The following is a 26,731-nucleotide window of genomic DNA, read 5'->3' as shown; positions in this document are numbered from 1 at the left end:
GAAGCACCTGCCGTTGGGATCCCTAGCCGCTGGGATCCGCAGGAGGGGATCCCTTGGGCAGGCGCTCAATGACAGCTAACTGGGTAGATTAGAGGGCGTTGCCGCGGGGGAGGACTTCCTCAGGGAACTCAAAGTGCTCATGCGGCTGGTCCTGAGGCGCCATCCAGGCCCGGATCCCCTCGTTGAGCAGGATGTTCTTCGTGTAGAACGTCTCAAACTCGGGGTCTTCCGCCGCCCGCGTCTCCTGACTGATAAACTCATACGCCCGCAGGTTCAGCGCCAACCCCACTACCCCAATGCTCGACATCCACAATCCGGTTACCGGCACAAACAACATGAAGAAGTGCAGCCACCGCTTGTTGGAGAACGCTATCCCAAAAATCTGGCTCCAGTAGCGGTTTGCCGTCACCATGGAGTAGGTCTCTTCCGCCTGCGTCGGCTCAAAAGCCCGGAACGTGCTTGCTGCCTCCCCATCCTTGTAGAGGGTATTCTCCACCGTTGCCCCGTGGATAGCACACAGCAGCGCTCCACCCAGAACGCCAGCTACTCCCATCATGTGGAAGGGGTTCAGCGTCCAGTTGTGGAACCCTTGGAAAAACAGCAAGAAGCGGAAGATGCCGGCTACCCCAAAGCTGGGAGCGAAAAACCAACTGCTCTGTCCCAGGGGGTAAATCAAAAACACGCTTACAAACACGGCAATTGGCGCGCTGAAGGCAATGGCGTTGTAGGGCCGCACCCCCACCAAACGGGCAATTTCAAACTGCCGCAGCATGAAGCCAACCAAGCCCAGGGCGCCGTGGAAGGCCACAAAGGTCCACAGGCCGCCAATTTGACACCAGCGGGTGAAGTTCCCCTGGGCTTCTGGACCCCAGAGCAGGAGCAAGCTGTGCCCCATGCTATCGGCTGGGGTGGAAACGGCCACCGTCAAAAAGTTGCACCCCTCCAGGTAGGAGCTGGCCAGGCCGTGGGTGTACCAGGAAGTTACGAAGGTAGTGCCGGTCAGCCAGCCGCCCAGGGCCAGGTAGGCGCAGGGGAACATGAGCAGCCCTGACCAACCGATGAAGACAAATCTGTCGCGCTTGAGCCAGTCGTCGACGACGTCAAACCATCCTCGCTCCTGGCGTACGCGTCCCACTGCTATGGTCATAGGACGATCTTCTCCTCAGTTAAAGATGAGAACGCTAGTGAAGCTACAAACTTCGCCTCCTAAAGGCAAGACCGCGGCCTAGGTATAAAAACTCAAACCCTGGAACTTCTCGAGAAGCCACAGGGCTCGTGGCAAGCTACCTCAGAGCCAGCGGACAAGTTTCACCGTCCTTGGCCTTGCATAGCCCAGGCCAGTAAAGACTTGTAAATTGCTTCTCATTATAGAGGCAGGGAACCCGCTCTTAGCAAGTCTGAGGTAACCGTGAACTTTACAAAGCGCAATCTTTGGCAGCTCTCTTGCGCTCGAGAGAGACTACCTCGCTGCTGGTAAGGTTCAAGAGCAAAATCCGATATCCTAAGACAAGGACACTGCACTTCATCCAAAGCAAATCCATGGCTAGCGAGATCTTGACCATTGCGGGAATTTCTCTGGTTTTGACGTTGGCGGGCGTGGCGCTTGGGTATGGGATCCTGCGCATCACCCAAGGGGGGGCTGAGTAGAGGATAGGCAGCCAATCGGAGAAGGGAAGGGGTTAAACCAAGGCGTTGGGCAGGGATCCCAGCACCCCTCTTTGGGCAAGCCGACTATGCTGGAAAACGCGATTGTGCTCATCACCGGCGCCAGCAGCGGAATCGGCGCAGCCTGTGCCAAGCTTTTTGCCCGTTCTGGAGCCAAGCTAATCCTAGTAGCCCGCCGTCAGGAGCGGCTGCAGGCGCTGGCCACAGAATTGCAGCAGGCCTACGGCACTTCCTCCTACCTACTGACTTTGGATGTGCGGGATAGGGCAGCCGTGCAGCAGGCGCTACAGTCTTTGCCGCCGGCCTGGGCCGAGATCGACATTTTGATCAACAACGCCGGCCTTAGCCGCGGCTTGGACAAACTCCACAGCGGCGCTGTGCAAGATTGGGAGGAGATGATTGACACCAACATTAAGGGCTTGCTGTATGTTACCCGCGCCGTCTTGCCCGGGATGGTGGAGCGGGGCCGGGGCCACGTGGTCAACATTGGCTCGATTGCTGGTCGGCAGACCTACCCTGGCGGCGCCGTCTACTGTGCCTCCAAAGCGGCCGTGCGGGCCATCTCCGAGGGGCTGAAGCTGGATCTGCTCGGCACCCCCATTCGCGTTACCGAGATCCAGCCCGGCTTGGTGGAAACCGAGTTTAGCCAGGTGCGCTTCCGCGGCGACTGCGAGCGGGCGGCGGCGGTCTATCGGGGCCTCACCCCCTTGACGGCGATGGATGTGGCCGAGGTGGTGCTATTTGCCGTCACTCGTCCCCCCCACGTCAACCTAAGCGAAGTCTTGCTCGTGCCCACCGACCAGGCCACCACGACGATGGTGCACCGCCGCTAGGGAGGCAGGACTCCGTATCCGTTCACTCCCCCATCCCTGGGCGACAATGGCGGCAAAGGGGGTGGGCTCATGGGAGTGGAAGGCGGGATCCTCATTGGGTTAAGCATTGGCCTTGTCGGCATGCTGATCTTGTGCTGGCAGAGTCGACGCCGCTTCAGCCGCCAACTGCAAGAGTTGGGATCCCTGATGCACCTGGCCCTGCCGCTGCAGCCGCCTGAACAGATGCTCAGCCGGCTTAGCCGCCACCTTCGCCAACAAGAACTGGAGCAGGCTAGCCAAAGACAGTATCTCCTGGACTGGCAGTATCTCAGCCAGCGTCTGCCCTGGGGATATTTGCGGGTGGACGAGAACAACGTGGTGCTAGAGTGCAATCCTGCCGCCCAGCGCCTGCTGCGCATTAGCCACTGGCAGCCGGGCATCAAGCTTTTGCTGGAGTGGGTGCGCTCCTACGAGTTGGATCAGCTCATCGAAGCCACCCGCTGCCAGGAAGCTGGCGCTTCCGTCCAGAGCCGCGAATGGGTCTTCTACCCTCCCGGTGGCGAGGACAAACCGGTTCCGCTGCGGGCTTGGGGGCTGCCCCTGCCCCAGGCCCATGTGGCCATCTTTTTGGAAGACCGCCTAGAGGCCACGCTGCTGGCGCAACAACGGGATCGCTGGGCCTCGGACGTGGCCCACGAGCTGAAGACTCCCCTCACCTCGATTCGTCTCCTGGCGGAAACTCTGCAAAGCCGAGTCGATGCCGCGCAAGCGGTTTGGGTGGAACGACTGCTAAATGAGACGCTGCGCCTCAGCCAGCTGGTGCAAGACTTGCTGGAACTGAGCGCTCTCAACTTGGGGGCCGGATCCCGCTCCCAATGGTGCTGGGTAGATCTAGCCGCCTTGGTGCGAGAAGCCTGGCAGAGTCTAGAACCGCTAGCCAAGCCCCGCCACCAGGAACTGCACCTAAGCAGCTCCTCCCCCCTCTATCTCTGGGGAGATGAGCAACGCCTCTATCGCCTCATCCTCAACCTCTTGGATAATGCCGTCAAATATGGCGGGCCTGGTTCTCCTATCCACGTGAGCCTCTCCGAGGAGGGATCCCAAGTGCGGCTGGAGGTGTACGACCACGGCCCCGGCCTGCCGGAGGATCAATTTGAGCTGGTCTTTCAACCCTTTTACCGCACCGACGCGGCGCGGGCCCGCAGCAAAGGCGGCACTGGCCTTGGCTTGGCCATTGTGCGTCAGATTGTGGAACTCCATGGGGGTACGATCCGCTTGCGCAATCATCCGCAAACCGGTGGGCTGTGGGTTCTGGTGGAATTGCCCCGCCAGCACCCCGATGCTTTGTAAAGCTTGTAAAGCAAAAGACGGCTGGCCCCTTTCCCTTTCGTCGACAGGGTCCAAAAAGCTCAACTCACGGATTATCCATTGGGGAGGCGATCCCCTAGAATGACTCTAGGTAATCCTTACAGTTCGTACCTCAGGCGTTGGGCATGGGCGCAGACTACCATTGCGCGGATCTGCTGTCGGAACGGGAATTGCAGGTCCTGGAGTTGGTTGCGGCTGGCATGACCAATCAGGACATTGCAAAGCGCTTGGAAATCAGCAAGCGCACGGTCGATAACCACATCAGCAACATTTTGAGCAAGACGCGAACATCAAACCGGGTTGCTTTGGTGCGGTGGGCGCTGCAGTGGGGAAAGGTGTGCCTGGATCAGGTCAACTGCTGCGTCTTGAACAACGACAAAATTGCCTAATCCTCCTCGGCGAGCACCACAGGGACAGGGAACAAGGGTAGGGCAGCGCATGCCCTGCTGAGGTGTTCTCAAAGGGTACCTTAGCTCAGGCGGGGGAAAAAGCCAGAGGCACGGGATCCGGTTGCAGCAGCCGTTGACACAGTTGGGCAATCTGGGCTGGGCTAGCCTCGTCCAGCCAGCGGTGGAAGGCCTGAGATTCGCGGATCCGGCTGAGCAGCCCAGTGGAGATCTGTTCCGATCCCTCCAGGGCTTCTAGCCACTGCTGGGGCAGGCCAGTAGCTGCCGCCAGGGCAGCGGGATCCCAGGGTTTTGCCTGCCCTAGTTCTCGCAGGTGGGCAAGTTGCTGAGGGAGGCGATCCCAGGAGTGGGCAGAAGCAGCCAGGATCAGGGTTTGCGGCTGCACCTGCTGCAGTAGTTGGGCCAAATCTGCCGGCAACCAGGGCCAGCAGGCCAGTACAAGAGTTGTTTTAGCTGAGGGGGGCAACGGCTGCCTAAGAGGAAGAGGTTGCCCAGTGTAGTAGAGGGCTTTCTCCAAAGAATCCGGCAGGGGGCGTTGCCGGTAGTCTTGGATTTGGAGGCGAGGGGCGGAAACAGCAGGGGCCTGCCAGTTGCCAGAGGGACGCACCGCCAGCACTGTACCTCGCCAGGGCTCTTTGCTGTCGGCTTCCAACCGCAGGGCAATGTCCACAGCTGGGCAGTTTTGCCACTGTTCCAGCTCTTCGCCAGCTCCCCAAAACCAGAGGGTACGGGATCCCGCCCTGCCTTTGAGCTCAAACCTGAGATGGCGGCCATCCCCAGAGGCTTTTAGATTAGTGGGGCGGAAGTTCATCAGGGCTACGATGGGGTTGGGGTTGCCGTGCCCAAAGGGCTGCAGAAGCTGCAACTGCCGATACACCTCGTCTAGCTCCGCCACCCCATCCCGGCCCTGAGAGGCCAGCAGAGTCCAGTCGAGGAGAATCTCCACCGCCAGGGCGCGAGCTTGCTGATCCGGGCTAACCCGCGCGGCTAGCTCTCGCCGCAATGTCAGCTGCACAGCGGCCAGGCAAGCCAGATCGAGTTGGATCCCCGCGGCCATGGGGTGTCCCCCTCCTCGTCGCAGGAGAGGACGCACCGCCTCAAGGGCCTCTAGCAGGTTTACCCCTGGAATCGAGCGGCCTGACCCATAGCCCAGCCCTGTGCTCTCGTCTTTGGCAATCAACACCGTTGGGCAACGGTATTCCTCCGCCAAGCGGGCCGCCGCAACTCCCAAAACCCCTGGGTTCCAGCCACTGCTGGCCAAGACGATGGCTCGCTCTCGTGCCAGATCGAGGCTTTCCACCTGCTGCCTGGCTTCCTGTAGCACCTGTTGGGTGAGCTGCCGACACTCTTCGCTGAGGGCGACAAAATGCTTCACCAGCGTCTGAGCCCGCTGCGGATCCGAGGTGGTCAGCAGCTCCACTGCTAGCCTAGCGTCTTCCAAGCGGCCAATGGCGTTCAGCTGGGGAGCAAGGCGAAAGGCAATGTCCTGAGCTGTTAGCGCTCCTGGGGATGAGCAGTTGCTCACCCAATCCAAAAGAGCCCGCAGCCCTGGACGCTGCGTCTTGGCCAGCACGGGCAACCCCCGCTGTACCAGGTAGCGACACTCCCGCTGTAACACGGCAACATCGGCCACGATCCCCACCGCCACCAGATCTAGGTGCTCCTCGACGCCAGGAATTCCCAGCGCTTGATAGAGGGCCTCCGCTAGCTTGTAGGCCACCCCCACCCCTGGCAGGAAGCGCAGGGGGTGCTCCTCCGGCAGGCGCAAAGGGTTGACTACCGCATAGGCAGGGGGCAAGGGATCCGGCAGGGCGTGGTGATCCATCACGATCACGTCCACCCCCTGGGCTTGGGCTAGGGCAATCTCGGCAGCATTGCCGATGCCGCAATCCACCGTTAGAAGTACTTGGCAGCCCTGAGCCAGCACCTGCTGGAGCCGCTGGGCATTGAGCCCATGTCCCTCGCGGCTGCGCAGCGGTAGGGTGAACTGGACTTGGAAGCCCAAGGGTTGTAACGCCGAGAGCAAAAGACTGGTGCTGGTGACGCCATCGCAGTCAAAGTCCCCCCAAATGCAGAGGGCTTCTCCTTTTTCCCTGGCCTCCAGTAGCCGCCGCACTGCCCGCTCCAGATCCGGCAGGGATTCCGGCGGGGTGGGGGAATAGGAGCTGGGATCCACGAAAGCCCGCACCTGTTCCCGGCTGTGCAGCCCGCGCAAGGCCAGAACCTTGGCCGCGTACTTGCCGTATTCCCGGCTCAGCTCTAGGTCAAACTGTGGTGGAGTGGGCAGCAGATCCCAGCGGTATTCCATGCAAGCTGGCTAGGGATAGAGCTCCTTAGGAGCGTATCAAAAAGGGTCTAGGTTCGGATCCCTGTCGAGTTGCTATTGACAGCAGTGGGCGGCTATGCAGCAAGGGGAGGGGTGGTCATGGTCGTGAGTAGCACAAGCTTGGCTGCAGTAGAGCTGGCCTTCGTAGCGATAGCCTTGGCTGCTCTCGAAGCTGCAGTTGCAGTGCTCACAGGCGCAGCGAACAAGGGTGCTAGACATGGGTTTTTCTCCTTCTTTTCGAAGATCCGCGTCTCTATAGCCTAGCGGTTGTTGGACAACGAGGCTGAAACGAGAATCAAACTCACGCCTGGCTGTCCAAGTGGCGGCAACCTGCCCATTGCCACCTTCCCTCTCCTGCTGAAGGAGGTTAAGGAAAGTCAATAGCTCCTGGGCAGGTTATTAACTATGATGCGGGCGTGAGGTGTGAATAAGTACCTAGGCAATGGCCACGGAACGGATTCGTTTTGCGCAGGTCTCAGACATTCATCTGATGCCGGAGACGGCATGCCGCTGGTGGTGGATGTCCGATTCCCCTCGCCGCCAGTTGGAAGCAGCCGTTGCCCATCTCAACCAGGTGCCGGATCTGGACTTTGTCGTGTTTACCGGCGACTTGGTGGATCAGGCGGATCCAGAAAGCTTTGAGCTATTCCGGGAGATTCTTGCCCAGCTGCGGATGCCCTACTACCTCAGTCTTGGCAACCACGATGTCGACACCCTGCAAAGAAAGGGGCGCTTCGACCGAGAACAATTTATCCGCTGGTGCCAAAGCCAATTCCCTCTCTTCCCGGCTCCCACGGGCTATGTCGATTACAGCCTTTCTCCTCTGCCCGGGATTCGCCTCATTGCCCTTGACGCCAGCCTGGGCTCTTTTCCCCTGCCCCAGGGGGTGCTGCGCCCCTCGCAACTGCATTGGCTGGGCGAACATCTGCAAGTAGTTTCAGAAGAATGGCTAATCTTGTTAATCCACCAGCCGCCTTTCATCTCCCCCACCCAAATGGACGCGGTTGTGTTCCGCAACTACCAGCTCCAGAAGCAGGCAGCTGCCGCCCTCCATGCTCTCTTAGCTGGCCATGGACGGGTGGTGGCAGTGTTGAGTGGACATCTGCATGTGCCGAAAGTCCATGTACGAGATGGGATCCCCTACCTGACAGCCCCTCCCCTGGTGGGGCCAGTCTCGGCACTGCGGCTGTTCGAGGTGGATTTGAACCCCCGGCGAGGGATCCTGCGCTACCACTGGGTTCACCTACCGGAGCCAGGACCCAGACCGCTCTGGCATGGTTTCCTGATGGGGAGACGTCGGGATCGCTGGGGAGAGATCCCCCTGCGCGCCAGAGGAGCTCGATCTACCCTGCTACCTGTTGCAGCTCGATAAAAGTCCTAAAGCTCGACCGAATTAGTGTAGATTAAGAAGGCAAAGCAGCTGGACTCGGCGTCTCTCCCTATGAGTGCAACCCTTTCTTCCTCTACCCACTGGGAACAGGCAGCCCAGGAGGTGCAAAAGCGGTATCAGCCCCAGGTAGCTGCCCTGAGCGAACGCTTTGAGCCCCTTTCCGCAAGCGACTTGCTGGCCTGGGCTGTATCTGAGTTCGGGGATGGGCTGGTACTTGCCTGCAGCTTTGGCCCAGAAGACCTGGTGTTGATTGATTTGCTCACTGCTATTCGCCCGCAGGTGCGCGCCTTTTTCCTGGATACCGATTTTCACTTCCCCGAAACCCTACAACTGCAACAACAGGTGCTGGCTCGCTATCCCCATTTGCAACTGGAGGTCTTTAAGCCTCTGCTGACACCGGAAGAGCAGGCGGCGCAATACGGGCCAGAACTGTACCGCACCAACCCCGACCTTTGCTGCCACCTCCGCAAGGTGGAGCCCCTGCACCGCGCTCTGGCCAATTGCACCACCTGGATTACGGGAATGCGTCGGGAACAGGCTCCTACCCGCGCCAACATTGGCAAGGTGCAGTGGGATAGCAAGCGCAACCGCCTCAAGCTCAACCCCCTCGCCGACTGGACAAGCGGCCAGGTGTGGAAGTACATCCTCGAGCACGGGATCCCCTACAACCCTCTCCACGACCGCAACTACCCCAGCATTGGCTGTATGCCCTGTACAGCCCCAGTGGAGCCAGGCGCGGATCCCCGCTCTGGTCGGTGGAAGGGTATGGCCAAAACCGAGTGTGGCCTGCACACGTAGCCTATGAACACTGCTCCTGTTCTGGAGGTGGCTCAGCTTGAGGTCACTCCAGACTTGGAAGCTGCTTTTGAAGCCGCCATCGGCCAAGCTTTTGTCTATTTGCAACAAACCGACTGGCAGCACCAACTGTAGCGCTGTCTGGAGCACCCCCAGCAATATCTACTATCCCTGGAGGCTCATCTGGTTACCTTCCGGCAATCGGAAAACTTTATTCGGTGGCGTGGGCTTATTGAGCCCTACTTTGCTCGGCCACCCCAGGTGTTGCAATACCAGCTAGTTCCCGGATCCCTTGGGGTCGGCAGATAGCGGAGGCTCTCTCTGGCGGTGCCATGGCTTCTGCTAGCCTAGTCTGTGCTTTGGGCTCAGCAGGGATTTCCTCGAAAAACGTGGTGTGGCCTCAAGGCCACTGTTCTTCGGCAAAAACCCTCCGCTGCCGAGATTTGCCCCCTAAGCTTTATCGACGCCCAAGTTCCCCTCCCGAGATCCTCAGAGCGGCTAGTCTAGACGATGATAGAGGACACTCTAGCGGAGCAGATCAATGGATACTACTGAGGCTCTCCAGGTGCTCAATCTACCGCCAGATGCCAGCGAACAGGAAATCCGGAGGAAATGGTTTCGGGAATACCAAGCTCTCAGCGCCGCTCTTCTTGAGCTGGACGACGAGCGACAAAGACCCTTGCTGGAGGCTCGGCTGGCGCGGCTCAACGAGGCGCGGGATGTGTTGTTGGGCAACGGATCCCAGGCGGAGACGGAACCGTTTGGGGTGAGCTCGGAAGGGCTGCCCCCCCAAGTGATCGTGCTGCTGTACCAAGCCAACGGTCAAGAAGGGATCTGCACCCGCCAAATTGGGGGCCAGGACATTGTCATTGCCTTTGAGAGCCTCTTTGGGGCGAAAAAGTATGCCCAGAGGCTGGCTCAGCAGGGGCTGCCCAAGCCCGTAGCCGAGCGCTTCGACACGCAGGAGATCGTCGATTTTTGTCGCGAGGGGGGCTATGGGTTGATGGTGGTTCCCGCCAGCGAGGTGCTAGAGCCGCTGCCAGAGAGTACGGAAGCGGCGCGCAATTGGCAAGGCAAATCCTGAGGAGCTGGTCACCCCGGTCAGGAGGGTCTTCTAATGATCACTGCCGAGCTAATCTCTGCAGAGGAGTTTCGCCAGATCATGGAGGCGGATCTGGAGGCCTGCTGTGAGGCTTTTGGCCTGAGGGCAGAGTACCTGCGTCTTGAACAGCAACAACTGCGGTTTTGGGTCATGCTGGCCCTCTGCCTGCTGGTGATTGCTTTGGTGATCCTCCTGGGAGTTCGGGATACCGGTTATTGGCTGCTCTATGCAGTGGCCGTCCTGTTGCTGGGAGTGGTCTTCCTGGGGTTGCTCTGGGCTCTCCTGAAGTTGCGGCAAAACCTGCGTCGCATTCGTCAGCGCTGGCAAGAGGCCCATCTCCTGAATAGCCCTGCCGAGATCATGGAGTTCGCCAGCGATCTCGCCTGCAAGGTTAAAGAATACAACCGCTGGGTGCAAGAGCTGCAACAATCGCTGGAGGGGGGCCACTATTGGCAAGATTTTCGCCAACTCAGTGAGGCCGAACAGAAGTATATCCAGTCGCTCTTTTTGCGGGTGCGGGCCCAACTGGTGATGGCTCTGCAGGTGTGCAGAGCTTTAATCGAGAATCCGCAAACCTCCGTAGCTCAGTACCTCAACCAAATGGTTGCCCGAGATCAGCAACTGGTGGAGCAGTTTGTCGCCAAAAACTTGACGGCTAACCGCTACGTAACCATAGCCCGCCACCTCTCGGCGCTGGAAGCAGGTCTGCAAGCTCGGATCGGCGCTCTGGCATCTTGCTAGCTTATGCTCAAGCCCTTGCTAAACGGAAACACGGCACGGCTGGCTCTCCTCCTGCTGGCTGGTGGGCTAGGCTTGTTGGGGTGCGGGGATCCGAATGTACCCCTGACGCAGCCGCCTCCCAACGCTTTTCGCGTCAGCACCCCCCGCCCGCCGCGCTTAGATCTTTACCCCACCCCACCACCCATGCCTACCCCTACGCCAACGCCGCTCCCTGGCCTTTTGGAGATCACGGCTCGCTGGCTGGGACTCTCGTGGCCGCCACAACGGCGCGAGATCAGCCCGGTGCGGTTAAGCGCGCGTTTCCTGGATATCTCGTTGCCGCCCAGGCCTCGCCCTTCCCCTACCCCCACAGGAGAAGAGGAGAAGCGGCAAAGCCAAAAGCCCTAGGTTCTGCTCTGCGGCTTGGAGACCTACGCAACCACTGTCACCGGCTCCGTTTCTCGTACGCGCAGCTTTTCGCAGGGGATGGTATCCGTCAAGATGGAGCTGGCCATCATGCCCGTGTGGATCTCCAGCTTGGCTCCTGGTAGCGCCTCAAACAGCAACCGCTGCCCAGGAAATACCACCCGCTCAAAGTACCAGTTTTCGATATTTGTGATGCGAACCACTTGAATGGAGCTGGTTGCATTGATGTAGCTGCAGGTTATTCGCTCTGCTTGTTTTTTTGCCGGGATCGCATCGAGGGTTTGCATAATTAGCTCACTAGCCTGCCTTGCTCAGCCTGTCATCCAGGCTAGCACTGCTTGGAGATCACTGCAGTAGTCTGCGATACGGCGATCCCGACTGACAAAAATAAGTCCTAGAGGACTTCTGTATTTGATCTTACCGTTTGACTCCAAAACTCCCTTCGGAGGCGGGGTGGATTTGGGCAGAGATCCCTTCTCGAAGCGGCGCAATTGCCATAGAAAACCCTTAGGTATTAGTAGTCGAGATTACACTTTGGAATCAGGGCCCATTGAGGCTCGAGCCGGTCGCTGAGCTTGGCTGAGGTGGGTGGGGATCCCAGTTCAGGCCTTCTACCCGTAGCTCCAGAGCCCCTGACTGGCGCACCGGGTTGTAGTGCAAGCTAAGGCCGTAGGTGCGGCGGTCGTAACCCAGGCGATAGGTAAGATCCACCTGCTGGCCTGACTGTAAGTCCAGGGTGGTTTCAGCCCCCACCCGCAGCGGGCCATACAGCTGTTGCAGGAAGCCTAAGACCAGCTGCTCCCGCGTGGTGATGCGGTCAAACAAAAAGGGCGAGGCTCCCGCCAAAAAACCGTTGGAGTAGGTTACCCTCAGGCTGGTGTAGTCGAAGGTATCGGCCACAAAAGCCCCGAGCACGGCGTCGAGGCCGATACTGCCAGCAGTGTAGCTTTGGGCGCGGCCATCGGAGTAAAACGACTGGCTGCTGCTGACGCCAGTGTTGAGCCAGATCCCCTGTTCAATGGGCAAAGCGGAAAAGCGGGGCGGCGGATCTGAGGTTGTCTTGGAGGGCCGCCAGAGGGGAAAAGAGCGAGTTAGGGTTGCCCCCAGTTGCAGACGAGCAAGCTGGATGCGCTCGGTGGTTCTGGCCAGGGCCAGAGCGGGATCGGTGTCGATATTGCCAAGTTGTCCCAGGGCGTCGAGGTAGTCGGCGGCTATGCGGTAGCTGAAATCCAAGCCGGTGTTGCCAAGGCGAAGGGTGGGCGAGCTGTAGCTGGCGCCAAAGCGATTCTCCACAATCTGGAAACCCAGGCGCCCGCTGAAAAAACGCTCCCGATAGGCATAGGTGTAGGTGACTTGGCCGCCGTTGCCGGTGGTAACGCGGTGTTCGACCTGCGCCCGCAAGCGCCGGGCAAATTCCTCAAAGACGATCCCGCGGAGCTCGGCAAACAGCAAGGTTTGGGCACGCGGCTGCCGCCAGCGCAACTCCGCTCGCAGCCCGACTCCATCGCGGATTCCTTGGAGGCTCCCCCAGAGGCGTTGGGGATAGAGCTGCGGGGAAAACACCAAGCTGAGATGGGGCTCCTGCAGCAGCTCAATGTTGGCCTGCAGGATTAGGCCCCGCCGCAGTTCCTTCCGGTCGAAATCGTCGTAGAACAGGCTGACCGGAGGCTGGCGGTTCAAGGAGTCAAAGCGCAGCCGCAGGGGCAGGGGCAGAAAAAAGACTTGGTCGAAAGCCAATTGGCCAGCTTCGGCAATCAACAGGCTGGAACCATCCGCCTGCAAGGTAGAGGTCACCCGCGGGCTGCGGATCTCCAGCTCCGGCGGATCGAGGGGGTCATTGGTCAGCCGCACCTCTTCTCCTTCCCAGTTGTTGGCATCGAAGCGAATGCGGGTAGCGCGAAAGCGCACCAGCCGCTGAGGCGAGAGAGGCAGCGGAGAGCCGCTGGCCTGCAACTGGCCAATATCCACCTGCCCAAAAGCCTCTTCCAAAAAGCCCTGCTCCCGTTCAAAGTCGTACTCCAGCCGGGATCCCTGGATGCGCTGCTGATCCAACTCAATGGAGACGTTGCCCTCGGCCACGGCTCGTCGCTGCTGCAGCTCAATGCGCAGGCGGTCTGCCCGCAGCACCGAGCGGCCCAGCCGCATCTCCACGTTGCCCTCAGCCAGGAAAACCTGCGCCCGCTGGTCGAAGGTTTGACGGTCGGAGCGCAGCCGTAACGTGCGATCCGCAAGGGCGTCGAGGGCAGTCGTATCCCCCGCCTGGGCGGCCGCCACCTGGCCTTTCTCCCCCTGGGCTGAGGTAGGAGCAGCCGTTGCCAGACCAAACACCCCCAAGCAAAGCCAGAGCCACCAAAACCCTTTCATGCTCCCCAAACCTGTGCAACGCTTCAGCCTAAGCTACCAGGTTGGGGAGGGTTGAGGGCGCGGTTGAGCTTGCCGCTGCGGTAGCCCTCCAGATCGAGGCTGACGTAGAGATAGCCAAACGATTGCAGGGTTTTAACCAGCGCTGCCAGGTCAGTTTTTTGCACGAACTCCAGGATCTGGTGGGGGGGCAGTTCAATGCGGGCAGTATCTTTTTCCGAGCGCACTCGCACCTCTCGCCAGCCCAAGCTGCGCAGATAGCGCTCAGCCAATCCCACCCGCCGCAGCTTCTCGGCAGTGATGACCTCGCCGTAGGGAAAGCGGGAACTGAGGCAGGGTTGGGCCGGCTTATCCCACCAGGGCAGACCCAAGTGGCGAGACAACTGCCGCACCTCCAGCTTGCTCATCCCCACCTCCGCCAAAGGGGATCGCACACCACGCTCCCGAGCTGCTTGCACCCCTGGCCGGTAGTCAGCCAGATCGTCGGCGTTGAGGCCATCGACCACGTGGTCGTATCCCTGAGTTTTAGCCAGCTGGAGCAGCGTGTCGTGCAAGTAACTTTTGCAGAAGTAACAGCGGTTAGGGGGATTGGCAGCATAGCGGGGATCCTGCAGCTCCTGGGTCTGGATGACCTGGTGGCGAATGCCGAGGTACTGGGCTTGCCAGATGGCCTCCTCCAGGTCTTCGGGCAAAAGCGCCGGGGAAGCAGCGGTAACGGCCAGAGCCCCCTCCCCCAGCTGATCCCAGGCCAGCTTGGCCACCAGGCTGCTATCGATCCCTCCCGAGTAGGCCACCACAACCCGCCCCATTTCGGCGAAGATCTGGACAAGCTGCTGAAACTTGTACTGTAGGACGGGGTCTAGCTCCAGCAAGGGGGTGGCAGAGCCAAGGGGTACGTCCATGAGGCTAGGGAGTCCGTAGGGTCTGGGCTAGAGCGGGGCAGATATTCCTCTTCCATTGTTTCCTAGAATTTTCTGACTTTCCAACGCTTCTGCCTCAAAGGCAAGGCAGTGAGCGGGCAATCTCTCTAGGCCAGTGGGCCACTGAGGCGGTAGGCTGGATGGCAGAGAGACCCCTGCCTCTCCTCTGGATCTTCTGCCCATGACTCTTCAGCTTGAACCTGCTAGCTCCGCAGAGGTGGCCCTCTATCAGCCCTACTACGCCGTTGCCCGCCGGCAGTACCTGCCGCTGGCGGTGGGTCTCTACAAAAAGGGCAACCTAGAAGGGCAGCGGCCCATCGAAGGAGACAGGCCCGTCTCTTTCTTGGCCAGTTGGCCTGTATCGCCTCTGCCCTCTGATCTAACAGCGGTGCAGGTCATTTTCGATCAAGACCCGGAGCTAACCTATCAGGTCTCCCTAGCCAACTATGAGTTTGTGGACTACCTCATCGATGTGGTAGCGGCGGTGCAGCGGGGTCAGCCGCCGAATTTCACCACCGCCTTTTACAAAAAGCTGATGCGGTATGAAGACTGACGCCAATTCTCCGGTTGCCGTCACCCTCTACGACACGACGCTGCGGGACGGGGCGCAGCGGGAGGGGTTGTCCCTATCGGTGCAAGATAAGGTGCAAATTGCCAAGCTGCTGGATCGGCTGGGCATCCCTTTCATCGAAGGCGGTTGGCCGGGGGCCAATCCCAAAGATGTGCAATTTTTCTGGCAGATGCGGGAAGAGCCCCTGGAGCAGGCGGAGCTGGTGGCCTTTTGTTCCACTCGCAAGCCGGGGCGGCGGGCAGCCGAGGATCCCCTGCTGCAGGCCATCTTGGCAGCGGGCACCCGTTACGTGACGGTCTTTGGCAAGTCCTGGGATCTCCATGTTACGGAGGGGCTGGGCACCACCTTGGCCGAGAACCTGGCCATGATCCGCGACACCATCACCTACCTGCGCTCCCAGGGGCGGCGGGTGATCTACGATGCCGAGCACTGGTTTGACGCCTACCGCCACAACCCCGACTACGCCCTGCAAACCCTGGTGGCAGCAGCAGAGGCCGGGGCGGAGTGGCTGGTTCTCTGCGATACCAACGGCGGATCCCTGCCCCACGAGATTGCCGCCATCACAGCAGCCGTCTTGGCGGAATCCCATCACCTGGGGCATTTGCCTTTGGGGATCCACACCCACAACGACTCCGGCACGGCCGTGGCCAATGCTCTAGCGGCAGTCCAGGCGGGGGCGCGCATGGTGCAGGGCACCATCAACGGCTATGGGGAGCGCTGTGGCAACGCCGACCTGTGCAGCGTTATCCCCAACTTACAACTCAAGCTAGGCTACCGCTGTCTGCCCGAGGGAAAGCTGCAACACCTAACAGAGATCTCCCGCGCCATCAGTGAGGTGGTCAACCTGGCCCCGGACGACCATGCTCCTTTCGTGGGCCGATCCGCCTTTGCCCACAAGGGTGGGATCCACGTCAGCGCTGTTCAGAAGAACCCCCTGACCTACGAGCACATTGCCCCGGAGCAGGTGGGCAACTGCCGGCGCATCGTCGTTTCGGATCAGGCGGGGTTGAGCAATATCCTCAGCAAGGTGGCTGGCTTTGGGATCCGGCTGGACAAGTCGGATCCCCGGGCGCGCTTGATTTTGGAGCGGCTGAAAACTCTGGAGCTGCAGGGCTACCAGTTTGAGGCGGCCGAGGCCAGCTTTGAGCTGTTGGTGCGGGGCCTGTTGGGGCAGCGCTCCCACCCCTTTGAGGTGCTTAGCTTCCATGTCAGCGCCACCACTCGCTCGGACTGGAGCAGCAGAGACTGGGATCCCAGCGGCGAGGCAACCGAGGTGCAGTCCCTAGCAGCGGTGAAGATTGCCGTGCAGGGGCAGACGCGGGTAACAGCAGCTGAAGGCAATGGGCCGGTGGCGGCCTTGGATGGGGCGCTGCGCAAGGCCTTGCTGGAGTTTTACCCGCAACTGGAAGCCATTCACCTCACCGACTACAAGGTGCGGATTCTGGACGGCCAGGCGGGTACTTCCGCCAAAACGCGGGTGCTGGTGGAGTTTAGCGACGGCCATCGCCGCTGGACCACGGTAGGAGTTTCCACCAACATCATCGAAGCCTCCTGCCGGGCCTTGGTGGAAGGCTTTGAGTACAGCCTCCTGGCAAAACCTTGCTTTTCCCCACCCTCTGCCCAACTAGCCTCGCCTTGAAGGGAGTTCTTCAACTTCCATGAGAATTATTGGCCTAACAGGCGGCATTGCTACCGGCAAGTCCACGGTAGCCCGCATCTTGGAACGCCAGGGGATCCCAGTGGCCGATGCAGATCAAATGGCCCGCCAGGCCTTGGCGCTGGGATCCCCCATCCGCGAGCGGGTCCTGCAGCGCTACGGCCAGGCCATTCAGGATCCCTCGGGAGAGCTGGATCGCCGAAAGTTGGGGCGGATTGTCTTTGCCGATGCCGCCGAGCGGGCCTGGCTAGAGGCGCAGATCCACCCGTTTGTCAAAGCGCGGCTGCGGGAGTTTCTCGAGTTCCACGGGGCGGCTGAGGCTCAGCCCAGTTGCCAACGGTCTCTAGGGCATGGCCCTCCAGCCCTCTGCCTCATGATCCCTCTCCTCTTTGAGGCGGGCATGGAAAACTGGGCCAGCGAGATCTGGGTGGTGATCTGTACCCCTGAGCAGCAGCGGCAGCGCCTGGCCTTGCGGGATCCCCTCCTGACACCGGCAGAAATCGAAGCTCGCCTGGCCAGCCAGTGGCCTTTGGCAGAGAAAGTCCGTCGGGCTGACGTGGTGCTGGACAATTCTGGATCCCTAGCGGAGCTGGAAGCTCAGGTGCACCAAGCGTTGGCTTCCCAGCAACCTCTGGCCTTGCCCCAGCAGGCCGGCTAGAGTAGCGGATGGGGATGGTGGGTTGAGGGAGAGTCAATGCAAGCAACGACTGGCGGCAACAAGCCGGATAGCAGGGCAGAGTCCTGGTGGGCGCAAGCTTTGGCAGCCCGGGAGCAGGAAATCCAGGCGCTGAAGGAGCGTAACCGCCTGTTGCAAAGCCAGATTGACCTTTTGGAGTTGCGCCAAGAAAAGCAACGCCGACAGATTCGCAGCTACGAGGCCGAGATTGAGCAACTCTACCAAGAAAAGCAAGTGTTGGAGCAGATCCTCCAAGAGTTGCCGCAACTCTATCGGCGCAAGTTGCAGGCCCGCCTGCAGCCCATCCGCGAGCGCATCGCCGCCATTCAGGCAGAAAACCGCCGGCTTAAGCAGGAACCGTACCAGCTCAGCTACCGCCTGCAGGGCATGGATCAATTGGATAAGCCAAGCTGGAAGTTGCCCCTGCCCCCTCTCCTTGGCCGGGGTCGCCGGGATCCCAAAGAGCCGCCAAAAGCTCTGCCGGTCCAGGAAGCCCTCTCTCCGCCTTGCTCTTGAGAGTTCAGCAGCCAGAATAGGAAAGCATCTCGGCCGCACAAGCCCCAAGACGCAGCCGAGGCGCTGCCTACTTGGAGATTTGGAAAATGGCCGCCGCTGGCAGCTATGAGCCCCTGCACCTGAAATACCGCCCGCAGCGCTTTGCCGAGGTGGTGGGCCAAGGAGCAGTCGTGCAGACTTTGGCCAATGCCATTCGGCTGGGGCGGGTGGCGCCGGCTTATTTGTTCTGTGGGCCGCGGGGCACCGGAAAAACCTCCAGCGCCCGCATTCTGGCCAAGTCCTTAAATTGTGAGCAGGGGCCAACGCCGGATCCCTGTCAGGTGTGCAGCCAGTGCCGCGCCATCACCGCTGGCTCTTCTCTGGATGTGGTGGAGATCGACGCGGCCAGCAACACCGGTGTGGACAACATCCGCGAGCTGATCGAGCGGGCCCAGTTTGCGCCAGTAAATAGCCGCTACAAGGTCTATGTGGTTGACGAATGCCACATGCTCAGCAATGCGGCCTTCAATGCGTTGCTGAAGACTCTGGAGGAGCCGCCTCCCCGCGTGGTGTTTGTCCTAGCCACCACCGACCCCCAGCGGGTTCTGCCCACCATCGTTTCCCGCTGTCAGCGGTTTGACTTCCGCCGCATTCCTCTAGAGGAGATGGTGGCCCACCTGGGCAAAATTGCCGCCCAGGAAGGGATCCCCATTACACCAGAAGCCTTGCACCTAGTGGCCCAACTTGCCCAGGGCGGGCTAAGGGATGCCGAACGGCTATTGGATCAGCTCAGTTTGCTAGAGGGATCCATCACTCCAGAAGCGGTGTGGGACTTGGTGGGGGGGATCCCAGAACAGCAGCTTTTGGATTTGACCGATGCTCTGCTGGCTCAGAACGTAGAGGGGGTGCTGGCCCAAACGCGGCAATTGCTGGAGCGAGGCAAAGAGCCCCTGGTGGTGCTGCAGAGCCTGGCGGCTTTCTACCGGGATCTGCTCCTGGCCAAGACGGCCCCACAGCAACGGCAGCTGGCGGCTGTAACGGATCCTACCTGGGCAGCCTTGCAACAGCGGGCTCCTTGCTACTCGCTGGAGATGCTGCTAGCGGCCCAGAGCCACCTGCGCCACTGCGAACCCCAAATTCGCCAGAGCGGACAACCCCAGCTTTGGCTAGAAATTGCCCTTCTGGATCTGCTGGGCCAGCTGCGCCAGGGCGCCGTCCCGCTGCCGCCAATAGAGAGCAAGGGTGGCGAGCTGCTCTCCCCTGCCGATCTATTCCCTCCTCTCTCGCCTGGGGCTGTTGTCGGCCCCTCTGCTGCTGAGAGGAACCTCGATGGGAAAGTTGCCCAAGCTGCCCCAGCCCTCGAAGAGCCACTCGCGTCAGCAGGACAGAGCCCTCAGCCTGCCGCAACAGCCTTCCAGAACCCCCTTTCCCCTTCTGAGGGTTCCCCGCCGCCAACGCCAGAGCCCAAAGTTCGCGATCCGGAGCCTGTCGCTTCCCCTGCCAAGCTGCTGCAGCCTCGCTGGGAGGAGTTCCTCAAGGGCCTCTCTCCCACTACCAGAGCCTTGCTGGGATCTGGTCAGTTGCAGCAAGAGACCCTCGTCCGCCTCAACGGGACAGAGACCTTGGAGATCACTCTTGCTTTCCCCAGCAAGGGCCTGGTGGACAAGGTACGCAGCAAAGAAGCCGAGGTGTGCTCCGCCCTTTACAACCTGCTGCAGCACCCGGTGCGGCTAAAGCTAGTGGTGCAGCGCCCACCTCGACCGCGCGAGGGGCATGTTGGCCAAGCCTCGGCCCAGGATAAAGCTCCACAACCTCCGCTCTCTCCCTCAAAGCTGGGGAACAGCTCTCCTTCCTCAGATCCCCGTCAGGCGGAGCCCTCAAGCCCATCTCCCCCTCTCAAAAACACTGCTCCAGCCGCGCAAACAGCAAGGCCACCCTTCTACGACCTGACCCACGAGCTGGTGGAGGTGGCCCACCGCTTTGCCGAGCATTTCAGCGGCAGGCTGGTGGATTTGGAAGGGATCCTAGCCACACCCGAAGAGGTAGCGGCAGATCTGTCTGCCCTGGAGGGATCCTCCGACCTGCCCACTGCTGAGAGCTACGGCCTACCGACAGCCCAGGCCCCTCCGGAAGAGGATTTTTGAGGTAGGGGAGCGTGAGGGGCAGTAATCGCTCTGTTGGATTTTGGGGTATTGTCAGGTATCTCCCGTGAAGGGGAGGACCATGACCGAATCTCGCGGAAAAGAAGCTGCCTCGAGCACCCCGCAAATTGACTCCCGGATCCTCAGTCTTTTGGGTAGGACGGCGTTGAAGCTCTTGGCTTGTCTGGTTTGAATTAGGATTAGGGGTAGCCTATCCCAATGCCTATCTAGGTTGGAGGAGCAAGGAAATGGCCCGCAAAAGGACGATTTTCAAGTTGGTTTGCTGTCTTCTGGGTGGCTGTTTGATCTTAGTGGCCATTGCGTTGGTAAGGTTAAAGGTAAGCAGACAAGCAGCCCTAAATGCTGAGTATCTTGTAGCTATTCCACCAGAAGTGGAGCAGGTTCGCTTTCAAGACGGCAAATATCAGCGGGGTTCCAGCCCTTTTCAGGAAGGTTTTCTTGTAGCAGAGATTCTAAACATAAAACGTGCTGACCTTAACAATGACGGCTTCCGGGATACCATTGTAATTGCAGCAACAAATCAAGGAGGATCCGGATTCTGGATAAGCTTGTCAGGGTCGCTGGGCGGTGAAGAAAAAACCATCCTTATAGAGCCTGAGCCTCTTGGCGATAGGGTTGACGTTAGAAACATTTCAATTGAGCGCGGCTCTAAAGGAAAAGCTGCAGTTTGCTTGGACATGCTTGTTCATGGCCCTAACGATGCCAGTTGTTGCCCTACTCAAAAACAGAGGGCGTGCTTTACACTTGCCGGGAAGAGATGGATTCTTATTTCCTAATCCCTTTGGAGTTTCTGCCGACTGCCATCTCACAACTTTCTGGAGAGGATATCGGTAGGAATTCTCTTTCTCGGGAGCTTGCTCTAGCTTTTGCTCAGAAATTGGCCCTCAGGAGGTGCTGCCAGCCAACTAGGAACCTCGAGCAAACTCTACCAAAATAACCGGAATCGGACTGGTTTCCAACACGGCTTGGGAAGTGGATCCCACCAGCACTTGCTCCCAGCCGCGATGGCCCCGCTTGCCTATGACTATGTCGGTTACCTGCCGCTCTTGAGCTAGGGCTACGATGGTTTCTGCCAGGGGCCCCGAAGCCAGGCAAAACTGGTGGCGAATATCTGCCAACAAGCGCTGGGTGAGCTGCTGCAGCTCCTGTACTCCTTTCCCCTGCGGCTCGTCGGTAACATGCAGCACGATCACTTCCCCATCCACCCGACGCGCCAGATCCGCTGCCTTGCGCAGCACCGCCTCGGCTAAAGGTGAGGTGTCCACTGCTGCCAAAAAGCTAACCCTGCCCTGGCTGCCCACCTTGGTGGGATCCACTTCTCCCTTTTCCAGCAGCCGAGGGGCACAAACCTGAGTTAGCCAAGCCCCCAGGGGTGCTGTGGTCAAAATCGACAAGGCCGCCAGAGCAAGGATCGTCTCCCCGCCAGGGATCCCCTGGGCCAAGGGAATGCCGCCGATGGCTGCCTGCACCGTTGCCTTGGCCATGTTACCCGGCAGCAAAAAGAGCCGCTCCCGCCAGTTCCAGTTACTTCCCAGGGTAGAAAGCCACCAACCCAGGCCCCGACCCAACAGCAGGCTCAGGGTCAGAAGCAACAAACCCGGCAGGATCAGGGATCCCAACACCTGCAGATCCAGGGAAGCTCCCAGGAGCACAAACAGCACGATCTCCGCCACTGTCCAGAGGGCGTCGAACCCAACCCGCAGCCGCCGCGCCAGCGGCCCATCCAGCTCGATGAGGAAAAACCCCATGGCCATCACCGCCAGGTAGCCAGAAAAATAGGGCCATACCTGCGGCGCCAGCACCAAGCCCAGCGCCAGGCAGGCTGCCAGCAACACCTCCTGCGTGCTATTGCGGGTCCAGTTCTGCTGCACCAAAAGCGCCACCAAAACCCGCGCCGCCAGGTAGCCGATGGCCACGCCCAGCAGGATCTCCATCCCCACCTGAAACGGCAGCCACTGCAGCGGCGACAGCTCCAAGCCCAACAGGCGAACGTTTTCTGTAGATCCCTGGCCCAAGAGGCTCAGCAACAAGCTAAAGCCCAGCAGCAGCAGTACATCGGAAAGAGCACTGCCGGTGAGAATGGCATCCGGGATCCCTTTGGCCACCCCCCAGCCCAGGCTTTTGAGGCGCAACATCCCCGGCACAATCACCGCTGGCGACTCCGACCCAATCACACACCCCAAAAGCAGCCCCGTCTCCCAGTCCAGCCCTAGGATCCAGCGGCTCAAGAGCGCTACTGCCACCGCCTCACAGGCTGCCGGCAAAAACCCCAGCCGCAGGGCCACGGATCCCTGCTGGGCCAGCTTTTCCCGATCCAGCCCTAGGCCGGCTTTCATGAGGATGATCGCTACAGCTACTAGGCGCAGATCCCCAGCTGCTGCCAGCACCTCCGGAGACAAGACCTCCCTCAACAGGATCCCGACCAAAATCATCCCCAGCAGCGGCGGCATCCCCAATCGGCCCACGATCTGGCCGACAAAAAAGCCCATCGCCAAAATCCACAACCAACTGCCCAGCATCAACAGAACCTCTCTTTGCCATCTGGCACCAAGGCAGGCTTTGCCAAGCCAAACGTCCTACTGGCGCACCGCCTGATAGCAACTCCCGGAAGGTAGGAATACAGCTCTCCTGCCGCCCCTGTCAAAGCCGAGCGCCACCGCTGTACCTCCTGCCAAGTTTGGATTTTCGAGGTTCTGTTTGAGGACAGCAGGACGTTGCGAGGGGATGGGTAAAGATTTGGTGGCTTCATTCCTAGGGCTGAGGCCTGCTTGCGCTTTTCGAATGTAGACCTTGGCTTGCGGCGGCTTAACTACGTCTGGTTCTTCCCCAGAGACGGAGGATAAAGTAAAGCTTCCAGCTCCTGCAAAGCTCGCTCTAGGTTGTCGTTAACAATCACGTAGTCGAATTCGTCTTTGGCCTCCAATTCCTTGCGGGCCTGCTGCAGGCGACGTTCAATGCTGTCTTCGGAATCTTGGCCACGCTGGCGAATGCGGCGTTCAAGCTCTTCCAGAGAAGGAGGGGACAAGAAAATGCGAATGGCCTCTGGACACAGTTTTCTCACTTGGCGGGCTCCAGCCAGCTCAATTTCTAGCAGCACATCCTGTCCCCGGCTGAGTTTTTCAAAGACAATCTGGCGAGGGGTGCCGTAAAAGTTGCCTGCATACTGCGCCCATTCCAGCAACTCGCCGGCTTCGACAAGCCTGAGAAACTCCTCGCGAGTGCGGAAGTAATAGTTGACACCTTCCTGTTCACCGGGACGAGGGGGACGGGTGGTGACCGAGACAGAAAGATACAGCTCAGGGTGGCGCTGGCGCAGGTGGCTGACCAGAGTTCCTTTGCCCACTCCACTGGGCCCCGTCAAAACCACTAGGCGACCGCGAGGAGTAGGAGATTGGGGTGCTCCCTGAGCCTGCCCAACCTCAGGGGAACCTGGCAAGGGGAGGACGGTAGGAGAGGCGGCCATAGCCATCGACAGAGGAAGGCTGGACGGTTGTTTGTTTGCTTTAGGATATCTTACTCCTCTCTTTGCAGGCTGCCTGTGAGGCTTTTACTCAAGTTCCTCCGGCACACCGACTTTGGCAGTAAGGAAGCGATTGGCAACGGTTTCCGGCTGAATGGCCGAGAGGATGACGTGTCCTGAGTCGGTGATGATGACAGCGCGGGTGCGGCGACCGTAGGTTGCGTCGATCAACTGGCCTCTTTCACGGGCATCGCTGATGATGCGTTTGATGGGAGCTGACTCGGGACTAAGAATGGCAATCACACGCCCAGCGGCGACGATGTTGCCAAAGCCAATGTTGATTAGGCGAGTATCCATGGGTGGTGAGCCAATCTAGCACCTGTCCGGCCAGCAGCCTTCATTCAGGCTAGCAAGTCAAACTGCCGCCTAGCATTGACCAGCAAGGCCCTGCCCTGCAAAGGTTTCTGCTGGGACGGCAAGTTCTCTCGAGCTTGAGTGGGCTGTCGGTTGGTGGAGCTTGGCCAGGACTAGTTCCCTGCTTTGCGGCCCTCAGCCTTCTTCAAGCCGTTCTATGGCTCCTGGAAATTGTCCTCAGAGTAGTAAAGCCTCGTCAATGTCCGCAGCGGTGAGGCGCGGCGTTTTGCCTGGCAACCACTAGAGGCTGGATTAGAGCAGGCCGCTAAAGGTAAAGCTGCCGCTGCCCAGCCGCTCCTGGCGATCGAAAACGCTGATGGTAAGCTGATGGGGTCCCGTCTGGGTGACGGTAAAGCGGTTTTGGGTTAGGGTAAGCCCTGTTACCGTACAGGCAGTGGCTCCGACGAAGCAGCCGGGCAATTGGGAAGCGTCGAAAGCTCCCAGGGGGATGAAGTTGCCTAGCGGGGTGGTGACGGCAGCCAAAAAAGCGTTGGATCCGCGGATCCCGGCGGGAGCCTCGACGCGGAAGGAGACGACAAAGGTGGGGGTCTGCCCTACGGGGACAGCACGCGGGGAAAGATCGGTGATGGTGAGGGAGGGAGGGGGTAGGGGAGGCGGTGGGGGCAGGGGGCTACTGCCAGTCGTCTCCCCGCACCCTGCCAAAACAGCACCCAGGAGCAGCAGGGGGATCTGTCTGTCCATGCGCTGCGCAGGCTGCATAGGTTCTCCTTACCTTGAAGTTCAGGTTTAGGGCATCAGAAAACCTGGCTGGAAGCAGCTTATTCCCCTTGCAGGAGCCTTTGGCAGGCACTGGCAATGGCCCAGTCTTCCTGGGCTGAGATGACTAGGACCCGCACTGGCGCGTCGTGGGTGCTGATGTCGCAGTTGCGCGGGGATCCAGCATTGAGAACTGGGTCAATTTGAATCCCCAAAAAGCCCAGGTTGGCGCAGGCCGCCGCCCGTACTGGCGCCGCGTTTTCCCCGATGCCGCCGGAGAAGACCAACGCATCCAGCCGATCCAGGCTCATGAGCATGGCCCCAATCTGGCTGCGCAGGCGGTGGATAAAGAGGTTAAAGGCCAGCTCGGCACGGGCATGGCCTGCCTGCATGGCTTCCAGGATAACTCGCATGTCGCCGCTCAGGCCAGACACGCCCTTCAGGCCCGATTCCCGGTTCAAGATCCGGTCTAGCTCCTCCACACTCATCCCCCGGCGCAACTGATGAATCAAAATCCCCGGATCCACCGAGCCGGAGCGAGATCCCATCATCAAGCCCTCTAGGGGGGTATAGCCCATGGTGGTGTCGACGCTTCGGCCCCCGCGAATGGCTGCCAGGGAACAGCCATTGCCTAGGTGGCAGGTAATGAGCTGCAGCTCTTCCAGGGGGCGGCCCAGGATCTCAGCGGCGCGGCGGGCACAGTACTCGTGGTTGATGCCGTGGAAGCCGTAGCGGCGGATCCCTTGCTCGGCCCAGGCGTAGGGAAGAGGATAAAGGGCGGCTGGCGGGGGCATCTGCTGATGGAAGGCAGTGTCGAAGACCGCCACCTGCGGGATCCCGGGCAATAGCTGGCGCATGAGGCGAATGCCCTCAAGAGCAGGGGGGTTGTGAGCTGGGGCCAGGGGGCTTAGCTGTTCGATGGCCTGTTCCACCTCGGGTGTGATCAAGGTGGGCTGGTGGTAGAGGGATCCCCCATGCACCACCCGGTGGCCAATGGCTTTGATCTCAGTCGGCCCTGCCAGCAGGGATCCCTCCCCCTGCCAGAGGCTTTGAAAGAGGGGAGCCAAACCGCTAATGCCGGAGGGAGAGGAAAGGGCGGGAAAAGGCTCCCAGGGACCGCCCTGCCGTCGGACTTGAATCAGGGCCTGGCCAGGCTGGTAGGCAAAGTCCACCTGCGCCTGCCAAAGGGGGGTGGTCTCCACCGTACTCTCAACGGTTGCAAAGAGGGAGGATTTGAGGCTGCTGGAGCCGGCGTTGAGGACCAGGATGGGCACGGGACCCTCCTTCTACCAAAAAGCGCCGTAAGGCCCCGCCTTTGAAGGTGGGGATGTAAGGCGCAGCATTTTATCCAAGGTTTCCCCTGATAAACTAGAATCATGCGCGTCAAAGCGCTCCGCGCCGCTAAAGCGAGGGAAGCCAAGCTCCTTCATGGAGCGCCAGCCCAGTACCAAGCTTTGGATGAAGCCATCCGCACAGCGCAGTTTGTACGCAACAAATGCCTGCGCTACTGGATGGATAACCAAGGCGTGGGCAAGAAGGATCTGTACGCTCTTTGCAAGCATCTGGCCCAGGAGTTTGAGTTTGCTGCCAAGCTTAACTCAACAGCCAGGCAAGCTAGTGCAGAGCGAGCTTGGGCAGCCATCTCCAACTTCTACCGCCGTTGTCGTGATGGTGAGAAGAAGAAGGGCTACCCCCAGTGAGCGTTCCGCGCCGCTTCGCGAGCAAAAAGAACTGCCGCTCGGTGGAGTACAAGCAATCTGGGTGGAAGTTGTCGGCAGATGGAATGTCCATCACCTAAGGCCTACGGCCCGCTAACGCGAACACCGACGGCAACCAGGCTGGCACCTTTGCCTTGTACTGCAGCGGGGAGGCCAGGAAACTCATCCTCAGCTCCAAGAATTAACCGGGTGCGGGTTATCCGGCGGGCAGATGGGTACTACGCCCAGTTTTGTCTCGACATTGAGCGCAGGGAAGAGGGCCAGTACACCGGCAACGTGATCGGCCTTGACTTAGGGCTGGAGCACTTCTACACCGACCAGCACGGCAACAAGGTCAGTTGCCCTAAGTTTCTGCGCCGTGCTGAACGCAGACTCAAAAAACACCAAAGGAGGTTGAGCCGCAGGTTTAGGAAAGACAGCAAGGGGCAGTCCAGGAACTATCTCAAGCAGAAACAACGTCTTGGCAAGCTGCACCTCAAGGTTCAACGCCAGCGTAGAGACTGGGCAATCAAGCTTGCCCGGTGCGTGGTGGCGTCTAACGACGTCGTGGTGTATGAGGACTTGCAGGT

29 protein-coding genes are annotated in these 26,731 nt (G+C 59.9%); 18 read left to right on the top strand and 11 right to left on the bottom strand.

The window, feature by feature from the left end:
• Positions 1-88 precede the first annotated feature (88 nt).
• Complete coding sequence (psbD, locus tag NW806_RS08350) at positions 89-1,147, bottom strand: photosystem II D2 protein (photosystem q(a) protein) (protein ID WP_414405602.1); 1,059 nt, start codon at positions 1,145-1,147, stop codon at positions 89-91.
• A 392-nt stretch (positions 1,148-1,539) separates the two neighbouring features.
• On the opposite strand from psbD, the gene NW806_RS08345 reads away from it, so the two are divergent.
• From NW806_RS08345 to NW806_RS08330, 4 genes are all read left to right on the top strand, one after another.
• Positions 1,540-1,647, top strand: coding sequence for a PetM family cytochrome b6-f complex subunit 7 (locus tag NW806_RS08345; RefSeq protein WP_414394772.1), 108 nt, complete (start codon positions 1,540-1,542; stop codon positions 1,645-1,647).
• Between the two features lie 86 nt (positions 1,648-1,733).
• Positions 1,734-2,498, top strand: coding sequence for an SDR family oxidoreductase (locus tag NW806_RS08340; RefSeq protein WP_414405601.1), 765 nt, complete (start codon positions 1,734-1,736; stop codon positions 2,496-2,498).
• Between the two features lie 69 nt (positions 2,499-2,567).
• On the top strand, positions 2,568-3,827 hold the full coding sequence (locus NW806_RS08335; protein WP_414410744.1) for a sensor histidine kinase: 1,260 nt from the start codon (positions 2,568-2,570) through the stop codon (positions 3,825-3,827).
• A gap of 143 nt (positions 3,828-3,970) precedes the next feature.
• The gene (locus NW806_RS08330; protein WP_414394776.1) at positions 3,971-4,234 is read left to right on the top strand and encodes a helix-turn-helix domain-containing protein; all 264 of its coding nucleotides are present in this window, start codon (positions 3,971-3,973) and stop codon (positions 4,232-4,234) included.
• Positions 4,235-4,319: 85 nt separating this feature from the next.
• Here the strand turns inward: NW806_RS08330 and recJ are convergent, their stop codons facing one another.
• Positions 4,320-6,560: a single-stranded-DNA-specific exonuclease RecJ gene (gene recJ / locus NW806_RS08325; protein WP_414410743.1), complete on the bottom strand. Its 2,241-nt coding sequence runs from the start codon at positions 6,558-6,560 to the stop codon at positions 4,320-4,322.
• A gap of 72 nt (positions 6,561-6,632) precedes the next feature.
• The gene (locus NW806_RS08320) at positions 6,633-6,797 is read right to left on the bottom strand and encodes a conjugal transfer protein TrbI (protein ID WP_414394779.1); all 165 of its coding nucleotides are present in this window, start codon (positions 6,795-6,797) and stop codon (positions 6,633-6,635) included.
• Positions 6,798-7,020: 223 nt separating this feature from the next.
• Here NW806_RS08320 and NW806_RS08315 point away from each other — a divergent pair, with 223 nt between their 5' ends.
• From NW806_RS08315 to NW806_RS08290, 6 genes are all read left to right on the top strand, one after another.
• Entirely contained in the window at positions 7,021-7,950 is a 930-nt protein-coding gene (locus NW806_RS08315; protein WP_414410742.1) for a metallophosphoesterase family protein, read from the top strand.
• A gap of 69 nt (positions 7,951-8,019) precedes the next feature.
• A complete protein-coding gene (locus NW806_RS08310; protein WP_414405598.1) occupies positions 8,020-8,766 on the top strand; it encodes a phosphoadenylyl-sulfate reductase in 747 nt (248 codons plus the stop codon).
• Positions 8,767-8,769: 3 nt separating this feature from the next.
• The gene (locus NW806_RS08305) at positions 8,770-8,898 is read left to right on the top strand and encodes a hypothetical protein (RefSeq protein WP_414410741.1); all 129 of its coding nucleotides are present in this window, start codon (positions 8,770-8,772) and stop codon (positions 8,896-8,898) included.
• A gap of 406 nt (positions 8,899-9,304) precedes the next feature.
• A complete protein-coding gene (locus NW806_RS08300; protein WP_414410740.1) occupies positions 9,305-9,847 on the top strand; it encodes a DUF3110 domain-containing protein in 543 nt (180 codons plus the stop codon).
• Positions 9,848-9,880: 33 nt separating this feature from the next.
• Complete coding sequence (locus tag NW806_RS08295; protein WP_414410739.1) at positions 9,881-10,606, top strand: hypothetical protein; 726 nt, start codon at positions 9,881-9,883, stop codon at positions 10,604-10,606.
• 3 nt (positions 10,607-10,609) lie between these two features.
• On the top strand, positions 10,610-10,993 hold the full coding sequence (locus NW806_RS08290) for a hypothetical protein (RefSeq protein ID WP_414410738.1): 384 nt from the start codon (positions 10,610-10,612) through the stop codon (positions 10,991-10,993).
• A 23-nt stretch (positions 10,994-11,016) separates the two neighbouring features.
• Here NW806_RS08290 and NW806_RS08285 read toward each other — a convergent pair whose 3' ends face one another.
• From NW806_RS08285 to larE, 3 genes are all read right to left on the bottom strand, one after another.
• Positions 11,017-11,298: a DUF1830 domain-containing protein gene (locus tag NW806_RS08285; RefSeq protein ID WP_414394791.1), complete on the bottom strand. Its 282-nt coding sequence runs from the start codon at positions 11,296-11,298 to the stop codon at positions 11,017-11,019.
• Positions 11,299-11,551: 253 nt separating this feature from the next.
• A complete protein-coding gene (locus tag NW806_RS08280; protein ID WP_414410737.1) occupies positions 11,552-13,375 on the bottom strand; it encodes a DUF3769 domain-containing protein in 1,824 nt (607 codons plus the stop codon).
• A 23-nt stretch (positions 13,376-13,398) separates the two neighbouring features.
• Positions 13,399-14,274 carry an ATP-dependent sacrificial sulfur transferase LarE gene (larE, locus tag NW806_RS08275; RefSeq protein ID WP_414410736.1) on the bottom strand — a complete coding sequence of 292 codons (876 nt, stop codon included), beginning with the start codon at positions 14,272-14,274 and terminating at the stop codon, positions 13,399-13,401.
• 199 nt (positions 14,275-14,473) lie between these two features.
• On the opposite strand from larE, the gene ebsA reads away from it, so the two are divergent.
• The 6 genes from ebsA to NW806_RS08245 all read left to right on the top strand — a co-directional run bounded on the left by ebsA (position 14,474) and on the right by NW806_RS08245 (position 20,629).
• Positions 14,474-14,845 (top strand): type IV pilus biogenesis protein EbsA, encoded by a 372-nt coding sequence (gene ebsA, locus NW806_RS08270; RefSeq protein ID WP_414405592.1) that lies wholly within the window; start codon positions 14,474-14,476, stop codon positions 14,843-14,845.
• Complete coding sequence (gene cimA / locus NW806_RS08265; RefSeq protein WP_414394797.1) at positions 14,835-16,502, top strand: citramalate synthase; 1,668 nt, start codon at positions 14,835-14,837, stop codon at positions 16,500-16,502. Before ebsA ends, cimA begins: the two co-directional genes overlap by 11 nt.
• Before the next feature lie 19 nt (positions 16,503-16,521).
• A complete protein-coding gene (gene coaE, locus NW806_RS08260) occupies positions 16,522-17,178 on the top strand; it encodes a dephospho-CoA kinase (protein WP_414410735.1) in 657 nt (218 codons plus the stop codon).
• Positions 17,179-17,214: 36 nt separating this feature from the next.
• The gene (locus NW806_RS08255) at positions 17,215-17,712 is read left to right on the top strand and encodes a hypothetical protein (protein ID WP_414410734.1); all 498 of its coding nucleotides are present in this window, start codon (positions 17,215-17,217) and stop codon (positions 17,710-17,712) included.
• A gap of 86 nt (positions 17,713-17,798) precedes the next feature.
• Positions 17,799-19,835, top strand: a complete 2,037-nt coding sequence (locus NW806_RS08250) for a DNA polymerase III subunit gamma/tau (RefSeq protein ID WP_414410733.1) — start codon at positions 17,799-17,801, stop codon at positions 19,833-19,835.
• A 245-nt stretch (positions 19,836-20,080) separates the two neighbouring features.
• Complete coding sequence (locus NW806_RS08245; protein WP_414410732.1) at positions 20,081-20,629, top strand: hypothetical protein; 549 nt, start codon at positions 20,081-20,083, stop codon at positions 20,627-20,629.
• A gap of 129 nt (positions 20,630-20,758) precedes the next feature.
• Here NW806_RS08245 and NW806_RS08240 read toward each other — a convergent pair whose 3' ends face one another.
• The 5 genes from NW806_RS08240 to NW806_RS08220 all read right to left on the bottom strand — a co-directional run bounded on the left by NW806_RS08240 (position 20,759) and on the right by NW806_RS08220 (position 25,718).
• Positions 20,759-22,372, bottom strand: coding sequence for a cation:proton antiporter (locus tag NW806_RS08240; protein ID WP_414410731.1), 1,614 nt, complete (start codon positions 22,370-22,372; stop codon positions 20,759-20,761).
• Positions 22,373-22,662: 290 nt separating this feature from the next.
• Positions 22,663-23,316 carry a guanylate kinase gene (gene gmk / locus NW806_RS08235; RefSeq protein WP_414410730.1) on the bottom strand — a complete coding sequence of 218 codons (654 nt, stop codon included), beginning with the start codon at positions 23,314-23,316 and terminating at the stop codon, positions 22,663-22,665.
• A gap of 84 nt (positions 23,317-23,400) precedes the next feature.
• Positions 23,401-23,670, bottom strand: a complete 270-nt coding sequence (gene remA / locus NW806_RS08230) for an extracellular matrix/biofilm regulator RemA (protein ID WP_414394807.1) — start codon at positions 23,668-23,670, stop codon at positions 23,401-23,403.
• Positions 23,671-23,979: 309 nt separating this feature from the next.
• A complete protein-coding gene (locus NW806_RS08225; RefSeq protein ID WP_414410729.1) occupies positions 23,980-24,447 on the bottom strand; it encodes a hypothetical protein in 468 nt (155 codons plus the stop codon).
• 59 nt (positions 24,448-24,506) lie between these two features.
• Positions 24,507-25,718: an acetate kinase gene (locus NW806_RS08220; protein ID WP_414410728.1), complete on the bottom strand. Its 1,212-nt coding sequence runs from the start codon at positions 25,716-25,718 to the stop codon at positions 24,507-24,509.
• Positions 25,719-25,820: 102 nt separating this feature from the next.
• Here NW806_RS08220 and NW806_RS08215 point away from each other — a divergent pair, with 102 nt between their 5' ends.
• Complete coding sequence (locus NW806_RS08215) at positions 25,821-26,144, top strand: hypothetical protein (protein ID WP_414410727.1); 324 nt, start codon at positions 25,821-25,823, stop codon at positions 26,142-26,144.
• 207 nt (positions 26,145-26,351) lie between these two features.
• Positions 26,352-26,731 (top strand): RNA-guided endonuclease InsQ/TnpB family protein (locus NW806_RS08210; protein ID WP_414410726.1); only part of this gene is annotated, 380 nt, incomplete at its 3' end.

It is taken from the genome of Synechococcus sp. W65.1 (assembly GCF_047461615.1).
Taxonomy (GTDB): Bacteria; Cyanobacteriota; Cyanobacteriia; order Thermostichales; family Thermostichaceae; genus Thermostichus.
Note: the sequence above shows the minus strand (reverse complement) of the source record. Positions and strands in the feature narration are given on the sequence as shown.

Excerpts from the sequence above, each read along its gene's own strand:
- larE (WP_414410736.1), bottom strand. The coding sequence starts at position 14,274 with ATGGACGTACCCCTTGGCTCTGCCACCCCCTTGCTGGAGCTAGACCCC.
- NW806_RS08255 (WP_414410734.1), top strand. The coding sequence starts at position 17,215 with ATGCAAGCAACGACTGGCGGCAACAAGCCGGATAGCAGGGCAGAGTCC.
- NW806_RS08310 (WP_414405598.1), top strand. The coding sequence starts at position 8,020 with ATGAGTGCAACCCTTTCTTCCTCTACCCACTGGGAACAGGCAGCCCAG.
- cimA (WP_414394797.1), top strand. The coding sequence starts at position 14,835 with ATGAAGACTGACGCCAATTCTCCGGTTGCCGTCACCCTCTACGACACG.
- NW806_RS08305 (WP_414410741.1), top strand. The coding sequence starts at position 8,770 with ATGAACACTGCTCCTGTTCTGGAGGTGGCTCAGCTTGAGGTCACTCCA.
- NW806_RS08345 (WP_414394772.1), top strand. The coding sequence starts at position 1,540 with ATGGCTAGCGAGATCTTGACCATTGCGGGAATTTCTCTGGTTTTGACG.
- coaE (WP_414410735.1), top strand. The coding sequence starts at position 16,522 with ATGAGAATTATTGGCCTAACAGGCGGCATTGCTACCGGCAAGTCCACG.
- NW806_RS08340 (WP_414405601.1), top strand. The coding sequence starts at position 1,734 with ATGCTGGAAAACGCGATTGTGCTCATCACCGGCGCCAGCAGCGGAATC.
- remA (WP_414394807.1), bottom strand. The coding sequence starts at position 23,670 with ATGGATACTCGCCTAATCAACATTGGCTTTGGCAACATCGTCGCCGCT.
- NW806_RS08240 (WP_414410731.1), bottom strand. The coding sequence starts at position 22,372 with ATGCTGGGCAGTTGGTTGTGGATTTTGGCGATGGGCTTTTTTGTCGGC.
- NW806_RS08225 (WP_414410729.1), bottom strand. The coding sequence starts at position 24,447 with ATGCAGCCTGCGCAGCGCATGGACAGACAGATCCCCCTGCTGCTCCTG.
- NW806_RS08285 (WP_414394791.1), bottom strand. The coding sequence starts at position 11,298 with ATGCAAACCCTCGATGCGATCCCGGCAAAAAAACAAGCAGAGCGAATA.
- ebsA (WP_414405592.1), top strand. The coding sequence starts at position 14,474 with ATGACTCTTCAGCTTGAACCTGCTAGCTCCGCAGAGGTGGCCCTCTAT.
- NW806_RS08335 (WP_414410744.1), top strand. The coding sequence starts at position 2,568 with ATGGGAGTGGAAGGCGGGATCCTCATTGGGTTAAGCATTGGCCTTGTC.
- NW806_RS08300 (WP_414410740.1), top strand. The coding sequence starts at position 9,305 with ATGGATACTACTGAGGCTCTCCAGGTGCTCAATCTACCGCCAGATGCC.
- NW806_RS08280 (WP_414410737.1), bottom strand. The coding sequence starts at position 13,375 with ATGAAAGGGTTTTGGTGGCTCTGGCTTTGCTTGGGGGTGTTTGGTCTG.
- NW806_RS08320 (WP_414394779.1), bottom strand. The coding sequence starts at position 6,797 with ATGTCTAGCACCCTTGTTCGCTGCGCCTGTGAGCACTGCAACTGCAGC.
- recJ (WP_414410743.1), bottom strand. The coding sequence starts at position 6,560 with ATGGAATACCGCTGGGATCTGCTGCCCACTCCACCACAGTTTGACCTA.
- gmk (WP_414410730.1), bottom strand. The coding sequence starts at position 23,316 with ATGGCCGCCTCTCCTACCGTCCTCCCCTTGCCAGGTTCCCCTGAGGTT.
- psbD (WP_414405602.1), bottom strand. The coding sequence starts at position 1,147 with ATGACCATAGCAGTGGGACGCGTACGCCAGGAGCGAGGATGGTTTGAC.
- NW806_RS08295 (WP_414410739.1), top strand. The coding sequence starts at position 9,881 with ATGATCACTGCCGAGCTAATCTCTGCAGAGGAGTTTCGCCAGATCATG.
- NW806_RS08245 (WP_414410732.1), top strand. The coding sequence starts at position 20,081 with ATGGCCCGCAAAAGGACGATTTTCAAGTTGGTTTGCTGTCTTCTGGGT.
- NW806_RS08290 (WP_414410738.1), top strand. The coding sequence starts at position 10,610 with ATGCTCAAGCCCTTGCTAAACGGAAACACGGCACGGCTGGCTCTCCTC.
- NW806_RS08215 (WP_414410727.1), top strand. The coding sequence starts at position 25,821 with ATGCGCGTCAAAGCGCTCCGCGCCGCTAAAGCGAGGGAAGCCAAGCTC.
- NW806_RS08315 (WP_414410742.1), top strand. The coding sequence starts at position 7,021 with ATGGCCACGGAACGGATTCGTTTTGCGCAGGTCTCAGACATTCATCTG.
- NW806_RS08330 (WP_414394776.1), top strand. The coding sequence starts at position 3,971 with ATGGGCGCAGACTACCATTGCGCGGATCTGCTGTCGGAACGGGAATTG.
- NW806_RS08250 (WP_414410733.1), top strand. The coding sequence starts at position 17,799 with ATGGCCGCCGCTGGCAGCTATGAGCCCCTGCACCTGAAATACCGCCCG.